This is a genomic window from Anatilimnocola aggregata (assembly GCF_007747655.1).
GTDB lineage: Bacteria > Planctomycetota > Planctomycetia > Pirellulales > Pirellulaceae > Anatilimnocola > Anatilimnocola aggregata.
Genome location: NZ_CP036274.1, coordinates 393,084 through 415,380 on the forward strand (window position 1 = coordinate 393,084; position 22,297 = coordinate 415,380).

16 protein-coding genes are annotated in these 22,297 nt (G+C 58.5%); 12 read left to right on the forward strand and 4 right to left on the reverse strand.

From position 1 onward, the window contains the following. Positions 1-52: 52 nt before the first annotated feature. The gene (locus ETAA8_RS01385) at positions 53-622 is read left to right on the forward strand and encodes a type II secretion system protein (protein WP_145083801.1); all 570 of its coding nucleotides are present in this window, start codon (positions 53-55) and stop codon (positions 620-622) included. An 18-nt stretch (positions 623-640) separates the two neighbouring features. After that, on the forward strand, positions 641-1,750 hold the full coding sequence (locus ETAA8_RS01390) for a protein-glutamate methylesterase/protein-glutamine glutaminase (RefSeq protein WP_145083804.1): 1,110 nt from the start codon (positions 641-643) through the stop codon (positions 1,748-1,750). 88 nt (positions 1,751-1,838) lie between these two features. Here ETAA8_RS01390 and ETAA8_RS01395 read toward each other — a convergent pair whose 3' ends face one another. Continuing rightward, the gene (locus ETAA8_RS01395) at positions 1,839-5,681 is read right to left on the reverse strand and encodes a HEAT repeat domain-containing protein (protein WP_145083807.1); all 3,843 of its coding nucleotides are present in this window, start codon (positions 5,679-5,681) and stop codon (positions 1,839-1,841) included. A 312-nt stretch (positions 5,682-5,993) separates the two neighbouring features. On the opposite strand from ETAA8_RS01395, the gene ETAA8_RS01400 reads away from it, so the two are divergent. The 9 genes from ETAA8_RS01400 to ETAA8_RS01440 all read left to right on the forward strand — a co-directional run bounded on the left by ETAA8_RS01400 (position 5,994) and on the right by ETAA8_RS01440 (position 18,334). Continuing rightward, positions 5,994-8,261 carry a PSD1 and planctomycete cytochrome C domain-containing protein gene (locus ETAA8_RS01400; protein WP_202921493.1) on the forward strand — a complete coding sequence of 756 codons (2,268 nt, stop codon included), beginning with the start codon at positions 5,994-5,996 and terminating at the stop codon, positions 8,259-8,261. 47 nt (positions 8,262-8,308) lie between these two features. Next, on the forward strand, positions 8,309-9,760 hold the full coding sequence (locus ETAA8_RS01405) for a DUF1501 domain-containing protein (protein ID WP_145083814.1): 1,452 nt from the start codon (positions 8,309-8,311) through the stop codon (positions 9,758-9,760). A gap of 51 nt (positions 9,761-9,811) precedes the next feature. Then, positions 9,812-10,435, forward strand: coding sequence for a hypothetical protein (locus ETAA8_RS01410; protein ID WP_145083817.1), 624 nt, complete (start codon positions 9,812-9,814; stop codon positions 10,433-10,435). 502 nt (positions 10,436-10,937) lie between these two features. Next, positions 10,938-11,678, forward strand: a complete 741-nt coding sequence (locus ETAA8_RS01415) for a hypothetical protein (protein WP_145083820.1) — start codon at positions 10,938-10,940, stop codon at positions 11,676-11,678. A 23-nt stretch (positions 11,679-11,701) separates the two neighbouring features. Beyond that, positions 11,702-12,793 (forward strand): hypothetical protein, encoded by a 1,092-nt coding sequence (locus ETAA8_RS01420; RefSeq protein WP_145083823.1) that lies wholly within the window; start codon positions 11,702-11,704, stop codon positions 12,791-12,793. Between the two features lie 109 nt (positions 12,794-12,902). Then, a complete protein-coding gene (locus tag ETAA8_RS01425) occupies positions 12,903-16,031 on the forward strand; it encodes a PVC-type heme-binding CxxCH protein (RefSeq protein WP_145083826.1) in 3,129 nt (1,042 codons plus the stop codon). A gap of 26 nt (positions 16,032-16,057) precedes the next feature. Further along, positions 16,058-16,564 (forward strand): MgtC/SapB family protein, encoded by a 507-nt coding sequence (locus tag ETAA8_RS01430; RefSeq protein ID WP_145083829.1) that lies wholly within the window; start codon positions 16,058-16,060, stop codon positions 16,562-16,564. 242 nt (positions 16,565-16,806) lie between these two features. Further along, on the forward strand, positions 16,807-17,292 hold the full coding sequence (locus ETAA8_RS01435; RefSeq protein WP_202921494.1) for a CsbD family protein: 486 nt from the start codon (positions 16,807-16,809) through the stop codon (positions 17,290-17,292). A 178-nt stretch (positions 17,293-17,470) separates the two neighbouring features. Continuing rightward, positions 17,471-18,334 (forward strand): class I SAM-dependent methyltransferase, encoded by an 864-nt coding sequence (locus ETAA8_RS01440; protein WP_145083832.1) that lies wholly within the window; start codon positions 17,471-17,473, stop codon positions 18,332-18,334. A 3-nt stretch (positions 18,335-18,337) separates the two neighbouring features. On the opposite strand, the gene ETAA8_RS01445 is transcribed toward ETAA8_RS01440, so the two are convergent. Continuing rightward, positions 18,338-19,234 (reverse strand): hypothetical protein, encoded by an 897-nt coding sequence (locus tag ETAA8_RS01445; RefSeq protein WP_145083834.1) that lies wholly within the window; start codon positions 19,232-19,234, stop codon positions 18,338-18,340. Positions 19,235-19,425: 191 nt separating this feature from the next. Between ETAA8_RS01445 and ETAA8_RS01450 the strand changes: the two genes are divergently transcribed. Further along, positions 19,426-20,712: an outer membrane protein assembly factor BamB family protein gene (locus ETAA8_RS01450; protein ID WP_145083837.1), complete on the forward strand. Its 1,287-nt coding sequence runs from the start codon at positions 19,426-19,428 to the stop codon at positions 20,710-20,712. Here ETAA8_RS01450 and ETAA8_RS01455 read toward each other — a convergent pair whose 3' ends face one another. Together ETAA8_RS01455 and lptE are read right to left on the reverse strand one after the other, a co-directional pair. Next, entirely contained in the window at positions 20,713-21,645 is a 933-nt protein-coding gene (locus ETAA8_RS01455) for a cation diffusion facilitator family transporter (RefSeq protein WP_145083840.1), read from the reverse strand. Between the two features lie 103 nt (positions 21,646-21,748). Continuing rightward, entirely contained in the window at positions 21,749-22,285 is a 537-nt protein-coding gene (gene lptE / locus ETAA8_RS01460; RefSeq protein WP_145083844.1) for an LPS assembly lipoprotein LptE, read from the reverse strand. Positions 22,286-22,297: the final 12 nt, after the last annotated feature.

A 22,297-nucleotide genomic window follows, 5' to 3' on the forward strand; every position in this document is an offset into this window, starting at 1 on the left:
AGATAGAGTTGACCAGCTGAAATGTGGTCATTTCGGTTTCCTGGGGGCAGGCATGCAACTCTCCGGCACACTTCGCAGCACCATGCTGCAGCGCGATTCTTCGCGCTGCGAGCAGACGCCTGTGCGCACGAAGAAGCCTGCCAAGCGAAGTCGCCGCCGCGCCTTCACGCTGATCGAAGTGCTAATGGTGGTAACAACACTGGCGATTATCGCGGGCGTGGTGATTCCGCAGGTCGGCTCGGTGATCGACGACGCTCGACACGCGACGATGCTCGCCCAGTTGAGCGAGCTGACGCTGGCCGTCGAGCGCTATCAGATCGACCACGAAGGGCGAGCGCCCGACCTGATGACCGATCGTTCGCTTCCCCAGCTGATCAATCACACGAACATCCAAGGCGCCGTGGGAACCACCAGCAGCTATCCGCTCGGTCCCTATGTGCGCAATCGGATGCCGGTCAACCCGCTGAATGGCACCAGCGACGTGTTTCGCAGCAACAGTGCTCCACCAACAAATCTCACCAGTCGCGTGGGCTGGGTCTATCATCCCGAGACAGGGCAGATCTGGGCCGGGTTGTATCAAGGCGTTGTGCCCAACGGGGCAACTTCGCTACCCGGGAATTAATCCGCAGAAAGACAATTCATGAAGGCTGACAAAATTACGCGCGTGTTGGTCGTCGACGATTCGCCCTTGATGCGGGCTTTGATTTGCGACGCCATAGCCACCGCCAGCGATATGCAGGTGGTTGGTCAGGCTGAAGACGGCATCGAAGCACTCAAGCAGTTCGAAGCTTTGCAGCCCGATGTGGTCACGCTCGATATTCAAATGCCGCGGCGGAACGGGCTCGAAACCTTGCAAGACTTGCTCGCGCGGCGGCCCGTCCCCGTGCTGATGTGCAGTTCGCTGACAACCCTCGGTGCCGAGATCACGCTCACGGCGCTTGAACAAGGGGCCCTCGACTACGTCGCGAAGCCCGAAAGTGGTCGCCTCGGTAACGAACTGCTGCGCGATGAGCTGCTCCGCAAGATTCGGCTTCTGTCTGGCGCCGATGTCGCCCGGATTCTCGAAATTCGCCGCAAGCGGCAAGCGCAACGCCCCGCGCGCAATCCCGCCACCGCGCTGAGCAGCACGCTCTCGGCCCAAAAGGCCCTGAACGATCAAGCGGGCAAAGTAATTGCCCTTGGTATTTCCACCGGTGGTCCTCCGGCGCTGCATTCGCTGTTCGAAACGTTCCGCGCTCCCCTGCCGCCGCTGGTGATTGTCCAGCACATGCCACAGCACTTCACCAAGTCACTGGCTGGGCGGCTCGATCGACTTGGTCCCATTCGTTGCAAAGAAGCGGAGACCGGAGATGTGCTGCAGTCCAATCACGCCTATTTGGCAGCGGGGGGAATGCACTTGAAGTTGGAACGGGGCCCGAGCGGCGTTCGCTGCGTGGTCTATAACGGCGATCTCGTAACCGGACATCGACCAAGCATCGATGTGATGATGACTTCAGCCGCTGACCTGTTCCGCGCCAAATGCCTGGGCGTGATTATGACCGGCATGGGGCGGGACGGTGCCGACGGCTGCCGCGCGATTCGCAAGGCTGGCGGATTTGTCCTTGGCCAGGATGAAGCGTCGTCCGATGTTTATGGCATGAACCGCGCCGCGATGCTCGAAGGCCAGGTCGACGAGCAATTCGCGCTCGAAGATGGCGCACTGGCCATCATGACCCACGCCTTGCAGCTGGGAATGTCTGTCGCGCGCTAGAATTGCACGCTGGGCTCGCGCACAAAAGGAACGTGTCCAACAACCAGGACGATTGCTGGACAGAAGTTCTACGGGCAAATCGCGATCGTTAGCGATTCAGTTTTTCGAGCGGGCGGCGGGCGATGCCCGATTTACCGGTCCGCTGCATGTAGGCCATCAGGTCGGCAATCTCTTCCGGCGTCAGAGTTTCGAGCAGACCGGCGGGCATGGCGCTAACCTTGCTCGGCTTCGTCTCTTCGATTTCGCCCGCGGGGACCGAGATCCGTTCGCCAGTCTGAGTGAGGATCACCGTTTCGCCGCCACCACCCGGCGCAACGAGCCCCGTGAGGGTGCGACCATCGGTCGTCTGCACCGTCTTGGCTTGATACTGCGACGAGATGACCATCGACGGATAGTAGATCGACTCGAGCAGCTCGCGCTTAGTGAAGCGATTGGCAACTGTCGTCAGGTCCGGACCCATCGATTCGCCTCGGTCGCCGAAGCGATGACACTTGGCGCATTGGGCTTTCACGAAGACTTCGGCACCGCGGGTGGCGGTCGCCTTCTCCGCTTCTTCGCCGTTCAAGTACGACAGGAGTGCGTCGAAGGTGTACTTGGCATCGGGCGCGGCGGGGATTACCGCGTCGGGCATTTCGGGATAGGTTTGCGTGAACCACTTTTGCCAGGAGGCGAGCTTGGTCGCAGTATCGGCATCGGCGCTTAGTTCTTCGCCGGTCCAGAATTGCAGCAGTTCGATGGCGGGTTCCGAACCCTTCTCTTTCATTTTCAGGCCGAGGAGAATCACGTTGCGATAGGGATCGGGTTCTTCCGGTGCCTGCGGCACCGTAGCCAACTTACCGAGTACTTCGCGGGCAGCAGCCGGTTCGAGCGAAGGCAAGCTGCGAACCAGATAGGGCCAATTGTCCCCGTCGGGCTTTTGCGACAACCCAACGGCAATCGCCTGGCGGCGATCGGGATCGCGCTCCCAGATTTTGCGGAGGTAAGCCAGCGAAGCCTCGTCGCCACTGCGTGAGAGGACGGCGACAATGCCGACCTTCAGCCGCTGGAACGAATCGCCTTGACGATCGGCTAGGCGACCATCGAGATCGACCAACGATTGCAGCGTGGTGTCGTCGATTTGTTCGGGCAAGGTGTAGAGCGCACCGAGAGCCGCGTTGGGCATGTCGGTTCCTTGAGCCAGCACCAGTCGCGATTCTTGTTCGCTCATGGTTTTGGCAAAGTCGCGCGTCGCGGCAATGATGTAGCGGGCATAGCTGCCGCCACCCTTTTTATTGTTGGCCGCTTCATAAAAGGTGAGGAGTTCCAACCGCTGTTCGGCAGTCCAGCCGGCCTCGACAAACCGCAGGTGCATGGCCATGTGCAGCTTGTCTGCGTCGGTCACTCCGGATTTCAAATATTCGAGATAGCGGGGTGTGATGCTCGTTTCTTGCATCGCCGTGAGGAGGCGAATCAGTTCGCGATTCATCGTCGGCTCGCCGGAAGGGAATTCTTCGGCCAGCAAGGTTCGCAGCGCCGGGACTTCTTCTGGTGGCACTTCTCCCTGATGCAGGGCAACTTGGGTGAGCCGCAACAGGTCGATGAAGTCGCCATCGCTGACGAACTGCTGCATATGCTTTTGCACTTTCTGCAGCACTTCCAGACCATGCTCCTTGCTCGGGTGAGCAATCATCAGCGCCAGACCACCCTGAATCAGCAGGCGATGACCTTCGCCATCGAGAACCCGCTTCTTCCAGGCGACGACCGGCATTCGTTCGAGCAGGCGTCGAGCCGACCAGGCTTCAAACCTGTCGTCCGAGGCCAGCATCTTTAGCAACTTATCGACCGGCGGAGCTTGATCGGCCCGCGACAGCGCTTCGCACGCACTGCGGCGCACAAAGCGATCGGAATCGTCGAGCATTTCAATCAGACGGACGTGACCGTCTTCGCTCGGGTGCAGGCCCATCAACTGGGCCGCTTTGGCACGCACAATTTCGTTCTTCTCTTGCGAGAGTTGCAACAAGAGTTCCGGAGTCGGCTCTGGTCCATACAGTTGCATCAGGTCCAGCGCCTGCAGCCGGTAATTCACCGGGTTGGCAGCTGACTGAGCGACGCCGATCAGGCTCGGGTTCCAAGTATCGCCCATTTGCTTTTTGAGCGCAGCGATGTTCTGCCGGGCAAACGCGCTGGTGATTTGAGGCTGGCGAATGACGGCGGTGAGGCCGGTACCAACGTTCGAGATTTGCTCGGGAACAGTTCCCTTCCACATCACGCGATAAACGCCGCCTGCTGTACCGCGACCACCGGTCACGAAATAAAGCCAGCCATCGGGGCCAACGTCGAGGTCCGTCACGTTCAGCGGATTGCCACTCAAAAACACTTCCGGAGTCGCTTTGTAAGTTGCTCCGTTCCGTTGCATTTTCACCGCGGTGATCGTCCCCTTCGACCAGTCGGCCGTGAAGATCGCGCCGTGATAGCGAAGCGGGAACATGAAGTGGTTGTAAGCGACGATGCCAGTCGGCGAACCCTTGCCTGTATCGAGCGTGGCCGGCAGCGAGTCGACAAAATACTCGGGCCACTTCGACCAGCCACTGCGCCAGCCATATTCGCCACCTGGCAGAATGTGAGCGAGTCGCGTGGGGCGATACCAGGGCAAGCCTTCGTCCGACTCCATGTCGGCATCGTGAATGAACATTTCCCCTTCGCGATTGAAGCACAGGTCGTAAGGATTGCGCAAACCACCGGCCACAATCTGCACGCCGCTGCCTGTGGGATCGGTTCGAACGACAACGCCACCCGGAGCAGTTACGCCCGCTGCGTGACCAGTGGGATCTTCATACTTCGGGCCGACGATGTCCCCTTCGTAGTAATCGCGATGCGGGCTGCCGACATCCGGCGCGACTTCCATCTTCACGTGGTTGCCGAGCATGACGTAGATCAAGCCATCGGGCCCGAGCACCACGCCGTGACCGCCATGTTCGGAGTTCTCGGTGGGAAGTTTCAAGACAGTGCGCACGTCTTCCAAGGTCCCGTTGCGATCTTTATCGGCCAGGCGATAGAGAGCTGGTCCATCAGGACCGTCGGCAGTCACGAAGACTTCGCCATTGAGGGCGAGAATCCCTTGGCAACTTTTTACCTTGTCGCAATAGACCCGCGACTTATCGAGCTGACGATCGTTGTCGCTATCGAAGACCATCAGCAGTGGGCCACCCTCTTTCGAGCAGAGCAAGTTGCCGAACTCGTTAAACGTGCAGGCAATCAGCGAGCCCACTTCGTCCCCCTTCAGCAATTGCTGGACTTCGAATTCGGGGGAAATATCGAACCGTTCGTTACGGTGCGTCTCGGCGACGGGAACTTCCTCGCGACGATCCCAGGGGGCGGTGCTGCCCAGTGGACCGAAGGCGACTGCGCCATCCCAGCCACGATCGGAGTAAAGAACGGTGTTCCAGAGCGGGAAGGGACGAAGGGTCGTCTTCCAACTGGTGTCGCTCGAAAACGACTTCCAACCGGTTTCTTTTTCCTGGACTGTCAGCCGCACCACGAGCGCTGCCGAACCGGCCGTTTGATTAGTAACTTTGACGGCGATCACATTTGGACCACGCACGAGCGATTTCGTCACATCGTATTCATCGAGCTTTTTGGTCGATTCGCCGATGCCGATGCGCCGCCCATTGATGTACAGCTCGTATTCGTCATCGGCCGCGATAGCCAAATGCGCTGCAGTGGGCTCTTTCAACGCGAAGGTCTTGCGAAAGTGGCACTCGGCCTTTGCCGGCACGGCGTCCTTGGGATGGGCCGAGGTCCAGATCCACTGCGCCTCGAGGGCGGGATCTTGAGCCAATAGCGCTCCTGCCCACGAGCCCAATTGGCTCGCGATGGTTAACGCCAAACTACAACAAGCGATCTGTGACCAGCTTTGCAGTTGAGCCACGGCTGCACGGTTCCGTCCGTTCATGGCAAACTCGCCGTCTCGCGACGACGCCTATTTTAAGGCCGCTGGCAAGCGCAGCCGACATCCCTGTCTGCCCCCAGTTGGGAGCTCACCGCGGCACCTTAACAAAACATGTCACCGCGCGACAATGGCGAAATTGGACCATTAACGCGAAAGTGCCCCCCCAGCAGCGGTGCTAGCGGGGGCACGAAAGGCTTGCTTTGCCCAGCTTTCCCGACGAAACTAAAGGATCGCGTGTGGCACGCCGCACGCAACCGTCCCATCCTGGCCCTGCTGGCTTGTCCTTTCCTCTCCGCACGCTTGGAAACAGTCCGCATGATGTCGTTTCGCGATTTCGCTACCTTTCGCATCAGCAGCTTTGTTTCGTTGCTGATTTGCCTGGTAGCCGCCCACGCCTTGCCCGCCGCCGAAGATCACGCCTTGCCCGCTACTGAAGATGCAGTGTTTCGCGACAAAGTGCTGCCGGTGTTGGCCAAGCACTGCCTCGATTGCCACGGTGCCGAAGAACCAGAAGCCAACCTGAACCTGACGACGCGCGAAGCACTATTGGTCGGTGCTCGCAGCGGTTACATCATCACGCCGGGCAAAGCCTCGGCCAGCCTGGTGTCGCAGTTGCTCGTCAAAGGTTCGAAGCCGCACATGCCGCCGGAAGGGCAACTGAGCGACGAAGAAATTGAAGTCGTCACCAGTTGGATCGACAGCTTGGAAAATGTCCCCCTCCCCCCCCGTCCGTCGCTCGCCAAGGGACTCGACCACTGGGCCTTTCAATCGCCCAAGCACGAGCCGCTGCCCACCGTGAAAAGCGCAGCGCTTACCGAGAACGCCATCGACAGCTTCGTGCTCGCCAGGCTAGAGGACTCTCAACTGTCTCTCTCAGCGCCGGCCCAGCGCGAAGTTCTGCTGCGGCGCGCGGCCATCGATTTGATTGGCTTGCCGCCGTCGCCAGAAGAAGTGCAAGCCTTCGCCGCCGACAGTTCACCCGATGCCTACGAACGAAAGCTGGATCAGTACCTCGCTTCGCCCGCTTATGGCGAACGTTGGGGCCGCCATTGGCTCGACCTGGCTCGGTATGCCGATAGCGGCGGCTTTCACGACGATCTCGATCGTCCGCATGCCTGGCGCTATCGCGACTATGTGATTCGCAGTTTGAATGCCGACAAATCGTACGCCGAATTTATTCGCGAGCAGTTAGCCGGCGATGAGCTCGCCCCGGCGAATCCTCAAGCGCTGGCTGCGACCGCCTTCTGTCGCAATGGGCCGACCAACGACGACAACATGGGGAACAACGCCTTCGATCGCGAGAAGTATAGGCTCGATCTGCTCGACGATGTGATCTCGACGACATCCGCTGTGTACCTGGGCCTGACCGTCGGTTGTGCTCGCTGCCACGATCACAAGTTCGATCCCATTCCGCAGACCGATTACTACCAACTGCTGGCCGTCTTCAACAACATCACGCGTAAGGATGTTCCCTTTGGTGAAAGTGGCGAGCCGGAATTGGCCGGCAAATGGACCAAAGGACAGGCCGGCATTATGGCCATCACCGATGTGGGACGGCAGCCCCGCGAGACCTTCGTCCTCTATCGCGGCGACTTGAATAACAAAGGCCCCAAGGTGGAAGCCAATGTGCCGCGGCTGTTTCAATCGGCCGCGAACTTCAAACCTGCAGCACTCGAGAAGAGTTCGGGTCAGCGTTTGGCGCTGGCCAATTGGATTGCCGCGGAAGAGAATCCCCTTAGTTGGCGTGTGATGGCCAATCGCTTGTGGCAACATCATTTTTCACGTGGCATTGTCTCGACGCCGAGCAACTTTGGTTTGACCGGCGCCCCGCCGTCACATCCCGAACTGCTCGATTGGCTGGCGACAGAACTCTCGGCACGTGGTAGTTGGAAAAAACTTCACCGGCTGATGATGACGTCGGCCACGTATCGGCAATCGTCGCAAGGTTCCAAGTCAGCTGAGAGTGTCGATCCCGAGAATCTGCTGCTGTGGCGGATGAACAAACGCCGTCTGGAAGCCGAAGCCATTCGCGACAGCGTGCTGCAAGTCGCAGGAACGCTCAATCATCGGGTGGGTGGCCCTGGCGTGAAGCCCCGCATTCCCACCGAACTGCTCGAAGCGAGCCAGCGGAACAAGTGGCCCGTCGTCAAAACCGAAGGGCCCGAGCATTGGCGCCGCAGCGTTTACATTTACGTCAAACGCCAGATGGCGTTCCCGCTGCTCGAACTGTTCGACATTCCCAGCACCGCGCACACGTGCGATTGCCGCCAAGACAGCACCATCCCCACGCAGGCTCTGGTGTTGATGAACGATCAGTTCACGGCCGACCAGGCTGCCCGGTTCGCCAAGCGCGTGCAGGTTGAAGTGGGCCCAGACGCTCGCGAATCAGCCCGCCGCGCCCTGTGGCTCGCCTTGGGACGCGAACCGACCCCCTCGCGCTGCAGCGAAGCCGAAGAGTTCTTGCGGGCGCAAGCAGAATTTCATCAGTCAGCCAAAAAGCCAGCCGATGAATCAGCAACGCTGGCGCTCGTCGACTTGTGTCACGTGTTATTGAATAGCAACGAGTTCCTGTACGTCGATTAGTAGCCCAGCTAGCGCGGGCTTCAGTCCGCCATCCGAAGGACCAGAACATGTCAGGATTGAACCGACGCGAAATGCTCGCCAGCTTGGGTGGCGGTTTCGGTACCCTCGCGCTGCGCGGCCTGCTCGAAAAAGATGGCGCGCTGTCTGCCGAAAAATCAGCGGCGGAAAAATCGAAGGCTCAAGTTCGCACGAACAAGAATCCGCTTGCGCCACGTCCGCCGCAATTCGCGGCCAAGGCCAAGTCGGTCATTTTTCTGTTCATGTACGGCGGGCCGAGTCACATCGACCTGTTCGATCCAAAGCCGGCCCTGACGAAGTGGGAGGGCCAGCCCATCCCCGTCTTCAATCAGAACGACGTCTTCCGCAAGGGAAGCAAGAACGCGGCGCTGCCCAGCCCCTACTCGTTTGCCAAGCATGGCGAATCGGGAATGGAGATCTCCGAGAAGTTCCCGCATCTCGCCAAACTGAGCGACGAGTTGTGCGTGATCCGCTCGATGCATGCAGAGAGCAACAACCATGCGCCGGCCCTGTTTCAAATTCAAACCGGCGACCGACTCTCCGGCCGCCCTTGCATCGGCTCGTGGGTGAACTATGGGCTGGGGAGCGAGAACGAGAATCTTCCCGGCTTCGTCGTGCTGATGGACCGCGATGGCGCTCCCGTCAATGGCGCGCTCAATTGGTCGAATGGTTTCATGCCAGCGGCCTATCAAGGGGTGCCGTTTCGGCCGACCGGCGATCCGATTGCCTATCTCAGTCCCCCCGCAGGCGTCTCGCGCGAGCAGCAACGGGCTCGGCTCGATCTGCTCGGCAAGTGGAACGAACAACATCGCGCGCAGAACCCGAACGAGAGCGAACTGGCCGCCCGGATCGCTTCGTACGAACTGGCTTATCGCATGCAATCGCACGCCGCGGAGGCAGTCGCCATCGAACAAGAGCCCGAATCGATTCGCCAGATGTACGGGCTCGATAACAAGCTCACTGCTCACTTTGGTCGCAACTGCCTCCTCGCCCGGCGAATGGTCGAACGCGGCGTACGATTCGTCCAGATTTACAGTGGCGGTAATGAGGGGCCGAAGGCTTGGGACGCGCACGACGACATTAAGAAGAACCACGACTTGCACTGCGGCGAAACTGACCTACCCATTGCCGGGCTGATTCAGGACCTGAAGCGTCGCGGGTTGCTCGATTCGACCCTCATCATTTGGGGTGGCGAGTTCGGCCGCACTCCGTTTGCGGAAGATGGCAAGGGGCGCGATCATCATGCCAAGGCCTTTACCATGTGGCTGGCTGGCGGTGGCATCAAGGGTGGCACCACGTACGGCGAGACCGACGAGTTCGGCTACAACGTCGTCAAGGACGCAGTTTCCGTCCCCGACCTGCACGCCACCTGCTTGCACCTGCTCGGGCTCGATCACACGCGCCTGACTTACAACGTCATGGGTCGTGACTTCCGCCTGACCGATGTCAGCGGCAATGTGCTGACGAACCTCATTGCCTAAGCAGCAACTCAGATTGTGCCTTCGGGATCAGAAATTCTTGTGAGGCTCTCCATGAAACGGTGGATGGCTCTGGTTGCGCTGTTGGTTGTTGCTTGCCAGGCATCTGCTGTCTGTGGTCAAGCGTTCAATCCTGGAGCCCAACAGGCGATCGCCGAGATCGAAGCGCTGGGCGGGAAGGTTTATCCCTTACCGAACGGTGACGCAGATATCGTCGCCATGACCGGCCGAAAGTTTGGCGACGAACACTTAGATTTGCTGCTGGCGATTTCCACGGTTCGCAGGCTTAACCTGGATGGCTCGCGCGTGTCGGACGCCGGGCTGGAGAAGCTGTTGAAGTTGCCCAAGTTGGAAGAAGTTTCGCTGCTCCGCACCGCAGTCACGCAGGGAGCAGCTGATGCGCTGAAGGATCAACATCCGGGTGTGTACTCAGTTGCTCTGTCAGCAGGGACTCGCCCCGCCATGTTTGGCGTGGCGGCCGCCCTGCTGATTCCGTTCGGTTTTGGGCTGTGGCTCATTTCGCTCACGCGCAAAAAGCGAGCCGTGTTGGCACCGGCCCTTTACCTGCGCGGCATGCTCTGGGGGTTTGCCGTGATGGCAATCTGCACGCTCATGATCGTTGTGGCCTTGCTGCAGGCGATGGGCATTGAGTTCCGGCTGGCTGATCTGTTCGGCTGACAACAGTGCCGAAGAGGAAGCCAACGCGCGCAATAAGTACCTGATCAATTATTGACAACATAACACACAAGTACTAATCTAGTTGGCAGTGTTTTGAGGGCCTGGTGGCGGCGCTGCGCGCGTGGAGTGCGCTGCAAATTCACTGAGGTGGGGAGTGCGAATTCTCAACCACGACGCGCTCATTTGACGTAAGTTGTGGCGCACCTATTTGGGGGGTGTTGATTTACTCGGTCGATTTTGGTCCGTAAGAACTGTTCACAAGGTATTCAAATTTGGCGTAAGTCTTTGGGTGTCAACCGGTTACCGCTAACTGCCAAAACGGAGTCGATTCGCGGAGCCCGAGAGAAAATCAACAATCAGGATGAATTCAAAACTGCGCAAGCAAAGTTACGGCGAGAGATAGGGAGTGCTCATCCAGAAACGTTGCAATCGAAGGCTGGGTTCTCAATACTGAGTCGAGCGAGGTTTCCGGGCGTTGAGACCGAATGCGAGCGAGGTATTTGTGAGTAAGTTCCCTGCAGAACGACTGAACCGCGGTTGGAGTTCAGCAGCTTGCTGGGCAGTGGCGATCGCAACTGTGCTGCCCGGTTCATTCACGATGAGTCTCACCGCGCAAGAGCCTGCGGTGACCGCGCCTGCCGCTCGGTTGCCAATTCCCGGGGAGGCCGAACAACGGGAAGCGACGAAGTTCGTGCGCGATTTGTTTGCCGACGAGTTCGCGGCTGCCAAAAAACCACTCGAAAAGAACACGCTGGCGAACTCCCTGCTCAAGCAGGCGAACGATCCGACCAATAGCAGTGTGAATCAGTTCGTGCTCTATCAACTGGCCCGAGATTTAGCCGTGAGCGCCCCAGCAGTCGAACTTGCTTGCCAGATTATTGTCGAGCAAGGAAAGAAATTCGCCATCGATGACGATGCGGAAATTGCCGCGGTGCTCGACAAGGTCGCAGCCAGCGATGCGCCGGCCAACGTGCAGGTCGAAGCAATCGGTCAGGCCACTAGTAGGGCAGAAATCGCGGTGAGGGAAGAGAAGTTCGACCATGCCCTGCGGCTGCTGCGCGGCGCCTTGACGGCCGCTCGCAAAACGCGAGAGCCCGAGGTACTGAAGGAAATTATCGAACGAGGACGGAAGGTCACGGCCCAGTCCAAGGAGTTTACAGGGCCAAACTGGGGCGAGAAACGCTGGCCACATCGCCCGATGATCCAGCCGCGAATCTGGCCGTCGGTCGCTACCTGTGGTTAATTCAACAGCATGATGCCCAGGCGATGCCCTATCTGGCCAAAGGGAGTGACGAAGCTTTGAAGCGAGTCGCGCAGACGGAAGTTGACCATGCGGCCAAGCCGCTTGACGAGCGAGGAATCGAAGCACTGGCCGACCAATGGTGGAACCTGGCGGCAGCCAAAGGGAAGCCGCCCGAAAGCACTCCGTACTTGAAACGGGCCGGATATTGGTACCAGGCGGTGGTCGGCAAGGCGAGCGGGCTGGCGAAAGCCAAAATCAACCTGCGGATCGAAGAGATCAACGGCACGCTCAAGGTGGCGAGCGTGAGTCCTGTTCGGCCCGACCCGTTTGCACCCGGTCCCTCGGCAACGATTCCAACTCCCATGCCCATGCCGAAACCTAAACCGGTTCCCCTGCCACCAGAACCAAAAACCAAGACGGCGAAGAATCGCATTCCCACACCGCTCGAAATGGAAACCGGCACGGTCTGCGAGTTGCTGCAAGGCAAACGCATGCCCGACGGGCTGTGGAAATCGGCAATTCCCTTCAATGCGCCGGTGGGAGACGGTCGCAAAGGTGCGAACGGCTTTGCGATCATGGCGGGGGATCGCTGGAAGAAAGAGGGAACGACCTGGAAGTTTCAATACACCTGGTCCGGCTCGGCCCAAGGCGTTGAGATTGCGCATCCATTTCAGCTGGGGCAAGTCCTGATTCGTCTTGTACCTGGCAAGAATGGGGTGGGCATCACCGCTGGTGGCAACTGGGGTGAGATTGGCTGGGGGATGACCGGCAAGCGCAAGGTTCCGGTCGAGTTCTCACTCGAAAGCCAAACGGTGTTTCCGCTGGAGAAAGACGTTACGTATGACGTGGTTAGTCAACTGCTGGTCGATGGTCGCTATGGGCTCTTCATCAACAAGCAACTCATGGCCTATTCGGTCATTCCCGCAGCAATTCCGCTCGATCTAAAACTTCCCGATGGAATGGCCGCGCCGCAGTCCCGCGCGGGTTCGGTATTCACTGGCGACAACATGCCCCGCGCCCTGAAAGCGGGCGAAGCGTGCTTGATCGTTGGTCCGCTCGACAATGGCCTCAATAAGGCTTCAGCAATCGAGTTCGGCCCGCAGCCGGAGGAGTAGATTGAATTGATGATTGCTGCTGTTAGAGCGGCAAGCGATAATCACGGCTCGTCGTACTCACACTCAAATGGCGAAGAATTTTGATTTGGCTCCTCTCCGGAATGGTTCGATGAATTTGCGATCTTGGCTGGGCGGTCTGTTGGTGTTGGGATGCGCGTGCGCGGTGCTGGCCGAGGACTTCATTCCTCGTCGGCAGGATAAGTTGCCCGGCCCTGCACTCACGCCAGCCGAAGCGATTAAGAAGATGACCGTGCTGCCGGGATTTACAGTGGAACTAGTGGCCAGTGAGCCCGACATTGTGAACCCAGTCGCCATGACGTTCGACGAGCGGGGCCGCGCGTGGATCACCGAGAGTTTTGAATACCCGCGCCGTGAGCCCGGACCGGGACGCGACCGGGTCAAGGTCATCGAAGATACCGACGGCGACGGCAAGGCCGACAAGTTCACGGTGTTCGCCGAAGGGCTGAACATTCCCAGCGGAGTTGCCGTGGGGCACGGCGGCGTGTGGGTCGCGAACGCGCCGGACATTCTCTTCCTGCAAGATACCGACGGCGATGGCAAAGCTGACAAGCAGGAAGTGATCGTCACCGGTTTCGGTCGCGACGATACGCACGAGTTGCCGAACTCACTGACCTGGGGACCCGATGGTTACCTGTATGGCCTGAACGGTGTGTTTAACTATTGCCATGTCAAGTATCCGAAGACGTCAAAGCACTATCGCGAAGATCAGCCAGGCTGGAAGTTCACCTGCGCGCTGTTTCGGATTCATCCGATTACAAAACAATTCGAAGTCTTTTGCGAAGGGACGAGCAATCCCTGGGGCGTGGCCTTTGATGGCGAAGGTTCGGCGTTCATCAGTGCGTGCGTGATCGATCACCTGTGGCATCTCACGCGCACCGGTTATTACCATCGCCAAGGCGGGCCTTACCCGCCGCACACCTGGAAGCTGGAGAGCATCGTCAAGCACAAGCATCAGGCGGCCGCTTACTGCGGCATCCATTACTTCGATAGCGACGCTTATCCGGCCGAGTATCGCAACAAGTTGTACATGGGGAACATTCATGGCGGCTGCATCAACGTCGACAAGTTACGGCGTGATGGGAGCAGCTATTTTGCCACTGGCGAAGCGGACTTTCTGACTGCGAACGACGTCTGGTTCATGCCCGTCGTGCAAAAGACCGGCCCCGATGGCTGCTTGTACGTGCTCGATTGGTACGACCGTTATCACTGCTATCAGGACGCGAACCGCGATCCCAAGGGGATCGACCGCGCCAACGGACGACTCTATCGCGTACGTTACAAAGACACGCCCCGCGCTGCAGCGGTCGATTTTGCGAAGCTCAGCGACGATGAACTCATCAAGCTGCTGCACAAAGAGAACGACTACGCGCGAAGTACGGCGCAGCGCGTGTTGACAGAGCGAATAGCAAGTTGGGAAGCGCCCGTACGACCGACCGGAAAACAACAGACGTATCGATTGAAGGATGGCAGTACTCGCGTGCTCGAATTCCCCACATTCGCCGACGGCGAAGTCCCCGAAGTGGTTTCGCCCCTCGAATTGGAACTGCAGCAACTGGCATTGAACGATAAAGCTCCTCGCAAAGCTCGCATGCACGCGCTGTGGACAACACTTTCGTTGAAACAACCAAACGAAGCCTATTCGCTGCGACTACTGTCGGACAAGGATCCCGCGCTGCGCGCCTGGGCGGTTCGCACCGTCGGCAATTTCGGCGGCAGTGAAGCCGCGTGGAAGCAAGTTCGGCTTCTGGCGACTGATGCGTCCGTTGATGTGCAACTGCAAGTCGCCATCACCGCCGCCACGAAGAACGACGAGCACACCATTCCCACGCTGCTGAACGTGCTGGAAAATTGCGGCGACGACATGCTCATCCCGCACATCGTGTGGCAGAACCTGCATCCGCTCTTGGAGAAGCAAGGTGAGCAGTTCGTGAAGCTGCTCGAGCAGCCCAATTTGGCCAGCTCGAAGAACGTGATGGCGCTGATGCCGAGAATCACCGATCGAGTTCTGTCGAGCAAGGATGTGCGGACGGAAGTTCTGGCCGCCATGCTCAAAACGGTGATGATGAAGAAAAGTGACCAGACCGCGGCGACAGCCCTTTTACAAACCCTCTCACAGAGAATTCAATCACGCGAATTGGAAGGTAAGAAACTTGATTCGGTAAAGGCCGTGCTGTCGGACCGCGTCGATGAGATTATCCAGACTCCCGGCAGTCCGCTTTATATGGATGCGATCCTTGTCGCCGGGACTTGGAAGAATGAAAAGGCGATTAGTGAATTGCTGGAATTCGCCACCAAAGTAAAAGCCGACGAAGTCCGTCGTGAGCAAGCCATCAACGTTCTCGCCGCAGCGCAAGAACCACGCTTGCTGGACATCGCGGGAACGATCCTTCGTCAGCCCGATCTGAATTCCTTGAAAATTCGCTCCGCGATGATGGCGGCACTCGGCAAGTTGGAATCGCCCGAAGTTGCGCACGAGACCATCAAACGTTACGACGTGCTTGGCGAAGAACTGCAACCCCGCGCGATCGAACTCCTCACGCAGCGCGCCAGTTGGGGCAAGACGCTGCTTGGTGCTGTGGCCGAGAAGAAGATTGCGGCGACGGCGATCAACGTGAACCAGGCCCAAAAGCTGATGTCGCTCGGGGATAAGGAGTTGAGTGAACTCGTCACCAAACATTGGGGCGTGGTGCGCACGGGCCGCGATCCGGCACGAGTGAAAATTATTGAGGAAATGCGAGCGCATCTGAACAAGACACCCGGCGATCCGACGCGCGGGCTGGCGGTCTTTAACAAGGTCTGTGGCCAGTGCCATAAGATGCACGGCAATGGGCAGGAGGTTGGTCCCGATATCACAGTGAACGGTCGGTCGAACTTCGAGCAGCTGCTGTCGAATGTGTTTGATCCCAGCCTGGTGATTGGCGCGTCGTATCAGGCTCGCACGGTGCTCACGGCCGATGGACGCGTTCTCACCGGGCTGCTGGCCGAAGATAACGAGCAGCGTGTGGTACTGAAAGTGCAGGGAGGAAAGCTCGAAACGATTGCCCGGGGAGATATTGAGGAAATGAAGATCAGCGAGTTGTCGCTGATGCCCGAGCAGTTGGAAAAGCAATTGAAGCCTGAAGAAATCGCCGATCTGTTCTCGCTCCTCGCACTCGACAAGCCACCCAGTGACCCGAATGCCAAGCTGATTCCCGGAGCACCCGTGAAGAAGCAATAGCAGAGAGTTAACAACCCAGAGACAAAATGCTCAGCACCCTTGAACTGATCGTCCGATTGTCACTCGCCGCTCTGTTTGGAGCGGTCTTGGGCTGGGAGCGGGAAGCACAACAGAAGCCAGCGGGACTGCGAACTCACATCCTTGTTTCGCTTGGCTCTGCCGCATTCATGCTGGCCGGGCTAGAGCTGAAAAACGAGTTAGTTGAGAAAAATCAGGCCAACTCGGCTGACATCCTGAAAGTGCTGGGCGGCATTGTGGGCGGCATCGGCTTTCTTGGCGCAGGGTCGATCATACAGAAACGGCGCGGGGTAAGTGGCCTGACGACCGCCGCAACCATTTGGCTGACCGCGGCGGTCGGCATTGCCAGCGGTCTCGGGTATTATCGCCTGGCAATTATTAGTGTGATCCTGGCTCTGGTTGTGCTGCTGGCACTCGGCATTGTGCAGCACGGAAAGCAATACCTGCATAACGACGACTCGCCGAGTGACCCTCCCAAAGACGACGCACGCAACGAAAAGCCAGCTCGCGGTTAAGGCCTGAATTGGCGGGTGATTGACCGCTGCGCAAGCTTCTTGGCTGAAATCTGTCCGGCGAAACAGCCGTGGGTTCCATCACTTTCTTGTTTGAACCAGGATTTTGACGGCTTTGCGCCGTTGGCATAGTCGTTGCATTGCTTGGTTTCAACGAGACGAATCACTCACGGATGCAAGCAGCTGACTAGTTGTCGCTGCTTGCAAAACCAGCGGATCGAACAACCAAAACGAAGGAGCAAATCATGGCCAATGCACAAATGCTGCAAGGGAATTGGAACGAAATCAAAGGCAAGTTACGGATAAAGTGGGGTCAACTCACCAACGACGACATCGGCATGTTCAATGGCAACGTCGATCAACTGGTCGGCACCATTCAGCGCAAGACTGGCGAAGCTCGGCAATCAATCGAGCAGTTCCTCGATTCACTAACGTCTGGTAGCTCGTCGACAGTCGGTCAAGCCGCCGAAACAGCGCGTGAATATGCGACGCAAGCGACCAACCGTATTTCTGAATATGCAAACCAGGCCGGCGAGTACGCCACTGACTTTGCTCAACATGCGGGCGAACGCATGCAGCAAGGAACCGATCAAGCTGGCCGCGCTATGAAGCAAGGTTACAAGCAGGCCGAAAGCGTTGTGAGGCACAACCCAGCTGAATCCGTTGCCGTCTGCTTCGGAGCCGGCGTATTGGTTGGTCTCATGGTCGGGATGATGATCAACAACCGGTAGAACCAGTCCGGAATTGAGACGTCGTCCATTCTTTGCAGACGCTTTTGGTCAGCAAGTGCCACGCTCGGTAGTCACGCAGATTGAACCGCTTACTCGATTGCAGAATTGAGCAACCGACTCGATCTAAGGATTGCTGAGCGTGGTTTTTATTGCGCACCGTCGAGAGTTAGGTCCTGCCATGTCGACGCAAATTGCGAAGCGAGGCTCAAGCGCCAAGCAGCAGTCTCTTCCCGACTATGCTGCGAATCTGCAGGCCTTCCATGTCGAGTTTGCTAACGAGTTGCGGGCGATGTTGCAGCAGCTGCCGATCGCGCCGGGTATGCAAGTGCTGGAAGTTGCGGCTGGCGATGGTCAATTTGCGATTTGGCTAAACGAATTGGTCGGCACAGAGGGGAAGGTGACCGCAGTTGATATTTCCCGGGCGTGGCTCAAAGAAGCGACAGTTAAGTTGGAGGACCAGCAGGCAGACGGTGTCGAATTGCAGCAGGCCGATGCCACGCAACTGCCGTTTGACGATGCTTCGTTCGACTTTGTCTGGTGTGCTCAGAGTCTATACAGCTTGCCGAGAATTGGCGATTGCCTTGCCGAGATGCGCCGCGTCTTGCGGCCCGGTGGAACCTTGGCGATTCTCGAAAACGACTCACTGCATCATCTGCTGCTCCCCTGGCCTGTCGATCTCGAACTACAAATTCACACCGCGCAGCTACGTGCCTTTCGAGCTCAATCGAGACAGCCGGCGAGGTTCTATGCCGGGCGGTGGCTTTCGCGTTTGCTGCGCAAGGCCGGTTTGCAGCGGCCACAAGAACGCTGCTTCGCTTCGACGCGGCAACAGCCCCTCAGCAACATGGCCGAGCGGTATTTCAGCACCTATGTGCAAGGTGTGCGCGAGCGCGTCGAACCGTGGCTCTCGAAACGTGCTCTGCGGCGATTGGATCAATTGATCGATCCGGACCACAGCCGTTGTTTGTGGAAGCAGTCGGATTTTGTTGCCGTGTGCATCGACCGGGTCGTATGGGCGCAGCGGAGTCGGCGGGCAAAGTAGCAGCTATTCGCCTGGCGTGGCGAGCGGCAACGTAGAGAGTTCCGGTGCGAAGAGATCATCGTGCTGAGTGTGAGCCACTCGGACGAACAAGATCGACCGCGAAGTTGTCCCGCCGACCGACTCGACAAAGAAATGTTCGCCAAGTCCTTTGGCGTCTTCACCTGCCGAGACAATGAGCGTTTGTCCGGGAGACAGGGTCAGTGAAGTACGCAGGTTTTCGAAGGTCCGCTTGTCGCGGCCGATCCGCTGCATGAGCGTCCCTTCGCCGGCGACAAATTGCTGCCTGACTTCGCCATGTTCCACTTCGGGAATGAGATCGATGCGTACTCGGCCGTCCGACTCTGGATAAGGTTTGAGACCGAACAGGCATTGTGCCTTATGCAGTTGTTGCCCGCGCACGGCACCATTGTCGCGCGTCAAAAGCGAGAGCTCGTCGTAGGTTTTCGAGCAGAGAATCTTGGCGCGACGGCCAGCCCGGCATTGCAGGCGACGAACCTGACGATCGACTTCGACTTCGCCAACGTCCAAGTCTTCGCTCCGCTGCTGGGCGAGGTCGATCTTCTGCGACATCAGCTGGCGAACCTTTTCTGGCACACGCTGGCCGAGAATTCCGCACCGCAAACCGTTGCGGGCGAGTTCTTGCCGCAGTTCGAGCGACAGCGATTGCTCGTCGGCCTGCTGCCAGACTTCGTCGTACCCGCTTCTGTCAGTCAGGGGCATTTGCGCCTGGCCGATTTCCAGAATCACACTGTCGGGCGATAGCCGAGGAGCGGGGAGCGCGCGACCAGAAGTTGGTATCTCGTCGGGAACGCGAAATGGCGCGCAGCCGACCAGGCTCGCGAGTCCCCAGATGAGGATCGCCAGTCTGAACTGTCGTCGTGAATTTGCAGAACAGGCCACAAGCAAAGTTCCGGAGGGCTCATGCGCGGGACAACGTGGTCGGCGCGCAGTCGTAGCTATCGCGCAGGAAGAATAGTGACCGCCCACGACCCACGCAACGCCAATCGCGTGGAAAGTGGCTGGCGCGGCAGGTATGCTAAGGGGCCTTCCTACCCTGCTTGCCACATTCCCTCCTTTCGCGGGTTCTTTGCATGCACCGTCAGCATCTGTTCTTCACATTGGCCATTGGTCTCGTCTGTTTCGTCGGTCAGGTTGCTTTGGCAGCGGATGCCGCGCCCAAGGTTACCGGCTTTCAGCCCGCGGCCAACGATTGGCCTTGGTGGCGAGGGCCCAATAACAACGGCATCGCGGCAGCCGATCAGGACCCGCCTGTGACGTGGAGCGAGACTGAGAATGTCGTTTGGAAAACGCCGATTGCCGGCCGTGGTCACAGCAGTGCGACGGTCGTCGGCGACCAGGTCTTTGTGACCACCGCCGAAGAAGATCGCGAATTGCTGGCAGTGATCTGCCTCGAGCGAAAGACTGGCGCGGTGCGCTGGCGGACCGATGTACACACTGGCGGTATGGACAAGAAGGGGAACAAAAAGACCTCACAAGCGTCTTCAACGGTCGCCTGTGACGGCGAGCGGCTGTATGTCAATTTTCTCAATCATGGTAGCGTCGTCACGACGGCACTCGATCGGCAGGGGAAGCAGGTCTGGCAAACCAAAGTCGCCGATTTCGCCACGCATCAGGGCTTTGGCTCCTCACCGGCCCTGTTCGGCTCGCTGGTCTACGTGACGGCCGATAGCAAGACAGGGGGCGCAGTCGCAGCCCTTTCACGCGAGAAGGGCGAGATCGTTTGGCAGCAGTTGCGACCCGAAAAGGCCAACTACGCTTCACCGATTGTGCTGCGCGTGGCCGGCAAAGAACAGCTGCTTGTTTCCGGTTGCGACCTGGCCAGCGGGTTTCACCCCGTCACGGGCAGTAAGTTCTGGGAGATTGAAGGGGCCACGACCGAGTGCGTAACGACGATGGTTACCGATGGCGAGCGAGTATTCGTCAGTGGTGGTTACCCGCGCAAGCACGTGCAGGCAATTGTCGCCGATGGTACAGGCAAGACTGCCTGGCAGAATAATGTGCAAGTATATGTGCCTTCGATGATTGCCCACGATGGCTACCTGTATGCCACGCAAGATGGTGGCGTTGCCTCGTGCTGGAAGAGTGACACTGGCGAAGAAATGTGGAAAGAACGCCTTGGTGGCACCTTCAGCGGCTCGCTCACGCTTGTTGGCGACAAACTTTACACCACCAACGAAAGTGGTACGACATTTGTCTTCAAGGCGAACCCGAAGCAGTTCGAAAAGCTGGCCGAGAACATGCTGACCGGCGAAGCCTTCGCCACTCCCACCATCTGCGGCAGCCAGATTTTCCTGCGCGTCGCTGAATTCAAAGACGGCAAACGGCAGGAAATGGTTTATTGCATAGGTAAGAAGTAATTACACGACGTCATCCGGCGCTAAGCGGCAGGGATGATCGGCGTCGCCCAGTTCGAATTGAATCGTCGTGTGTTCGATGCCGAATTGATCGTGAAGCTCGCGATTGATCCGGGCGAGCAACTGATCATCGAGCGTGGCATCGGGTTTCACCAGGTGTACCGTGAGGGCTGTTTCGGTCGTACTCATTCCCCAGATGTGCAGGTCGTGTACGGCCACGACCCCGGGTAACTGTTGCAGATAGGCGATGACCTTCTCGGGATGAATGTTCGCGGGGACGGCATCGAGAGCCAGATCAAGAGACTCGCGCAGCAGTCCCCAAGTACCGAAGGTGATCACCACAACTATCGCGAGGCTGGTGGCCGGATCGAGCCACAACCAGCCCGTGAGTTGCATGGCCAGGGCCGCGAATACGACACCCAGCGAGACTGCGGCGTCAGCTGCCATGTGCAGAAATGCGCCGCGAATGTTCAAGTCGTTGTGCCCGGACATGAACAGCCAGGCGGTAAACCCATTCACCAGAAAGCCGATTCCAGCAACCACCATCACGGTGCCACCGGCGACAGGCTCCGGATGAATCAACCGCTGCACCGCTTCCCAAGCAATGCCGCCGACGGCGAGTAGCAGGATGATCGCGTTGAGAAGCGCAGCGAGAATCGATGATCGCCGCAAGCCATAGGTGCGGCGCTGCGTGGGCAGGCGAGCGGCGAGCACACTTGCGCCCCAAGCCAATAGCAGGCCCAGCACGTCGCTCAGGTTATGTCCCGCGTCGGCCAGCAATGAGAGGGAATGCGACCAGGCCCCAAAGCCAGCTTCGACAATCACAAATCCCAGGTTGAGCGCCACTCCGATTGCAAACGCGCGACCGTAGTTGGCCGGCGCATGGCTGTGGCCATGAGCGTGGGAGTGATTACCATGCGCGTGAAGGTGTGGCATTGAGCAAGGGATCGGCCAAATGAAGCGGGATGGATCTCCCTATTCTAGCTCGGGCCGTCTTTCCTGCGCTGGCTGAACCACAAGGAGGCAAGGTGACGAGCACTCACCAGGGCAATTCGAGTTGCCCGACGATCTGATCGGCAAGGCGGAACATGGCCTCTTGATGAGATGTGGCCAGCGACTGTCCACCTTCAGCGACGAAGTTGGTCGCCTGGCTGACATTAACGAGCAGCGGTTGAATGGGGATGTCGGTGTGGCTCATGATCAGGTCGCCACGACGATCGACCCAGCGAACCTGGACGAAAAAGTCGGTTTCAACATCGCGCGCCTCGTCGAGTCCGTTCTCGGCCAGCACTCGTTTGCTTTCACTGACGATGCGAGCGGTGAGGATGCTGTCGGCCGCATCAGCATCAGCCAGCTTGTACGGTGTCTTCAGTTCGATCTGTTTGCAGATCTGTTCGGTCAGTCGTTCGCCCAGATTACGACGGAAACTATCGGATTGCACGATCGGCACATGCACCGTGCGAATATCCGCGCGATAAAGCGAGCGGTTACCAAACTGGTATGTGGCGCAGCCCGCTGAGGAAGCAAGGCAGAGCAGTGCGACGGCAAGGGCGGCGATTGTTCGAAAATGGTTCAATTCGCCCGCCCC

Coding starts and splice junctions, on each gene's coding strand:
- ETAA8_RS01395 (WP_145083807.1), bottom strand. CDS start 5,681: ATGAACGGACGGAACCGTGCAGCCGTGGCTCAACTGCAAAGCTGGTCA.
- ETAA8_RS01435 (WP_202921494.1), top strand. CDS start 16,807: ATGGCCAATGCACAAATGCTGCAAGGGAATTGGAACGAAATCAAAGGC.
- ETAA8_RS01385 (WP_145083801.1), top strand. CDS start 53: ATGCAACTCTCCGGCACACTTCGCAGCACCATGCTGCAGCGCGATTCT.
- ETAA8_RS01390 (WP_145083804.1), top strand. CDS start 641: ATGAAGGCTGACAAAATTACGCGCGTGTTGGTCGTCGACGATTCGCCC.
- ETAA8_RS01455 (WP_145083840.1), bottom strand. CDS start 21,645: ATGCCACACCTTCACGCGCATGGTAATCACTCCCACGCTCATGGCCAC.
- ETAA8_RS01430 (WP_145083829.1), top strand. CDS start 16,058: ATGCTCAGCACCCTTGAACTGATCGTCCGATTGTCACTCGCCGCTCTG.
- ETAA8_RS01450 (WP_145083837.1), top strand. CDS start 19,426: ATGCACCGTCAGCATCTGTTCTTCACATTGGCCATTGGTCTCGTCTGT.
- ETAA8_RS01410 (WP_145083817.1), top strand. CDS start 9,812: ATGAAACGGTGGATGGCTCTGGTTGCGCTGTTGGTTGTTGCTTGCCAG.
- ETAA8_RS01400 (WP_202921493.1), top strand. CDS start 5,994: ATGATGTCGTTTCGCGATTTCGCTACCTTTCGCATCAGCAGCTTTGTT.
- ETAA8_RS01440 (WP_145083832.1), top strand. CDS start 17,471: ATGTCGACGCAAATTGCGAAGCGAGGCTCAAGCGCCAAGCAGCAGTCT.
- ETAA8_RS01425 (WP_145083826.1), top strand. CDS start 12,903: ATGAATTTGCGATCTTGGCTGGGCGGTCTGTTGGTGTTGGGATGCGCG.
- ETAA8_RS01420 (WP_145083823.1), top strand. CDS start 11,702: ATGCCCTATCTGGCCAAAGGGAGTGACGAAGCTTTGAAGCGAGTCGCG.
- ETAA8_RS01405 (WP_145083814.1), top strand. CDS start 8,309: ATGTCAGGATTGAACCGACGCGAAATGCTCGCCAGCTTGGGTGGCGGT.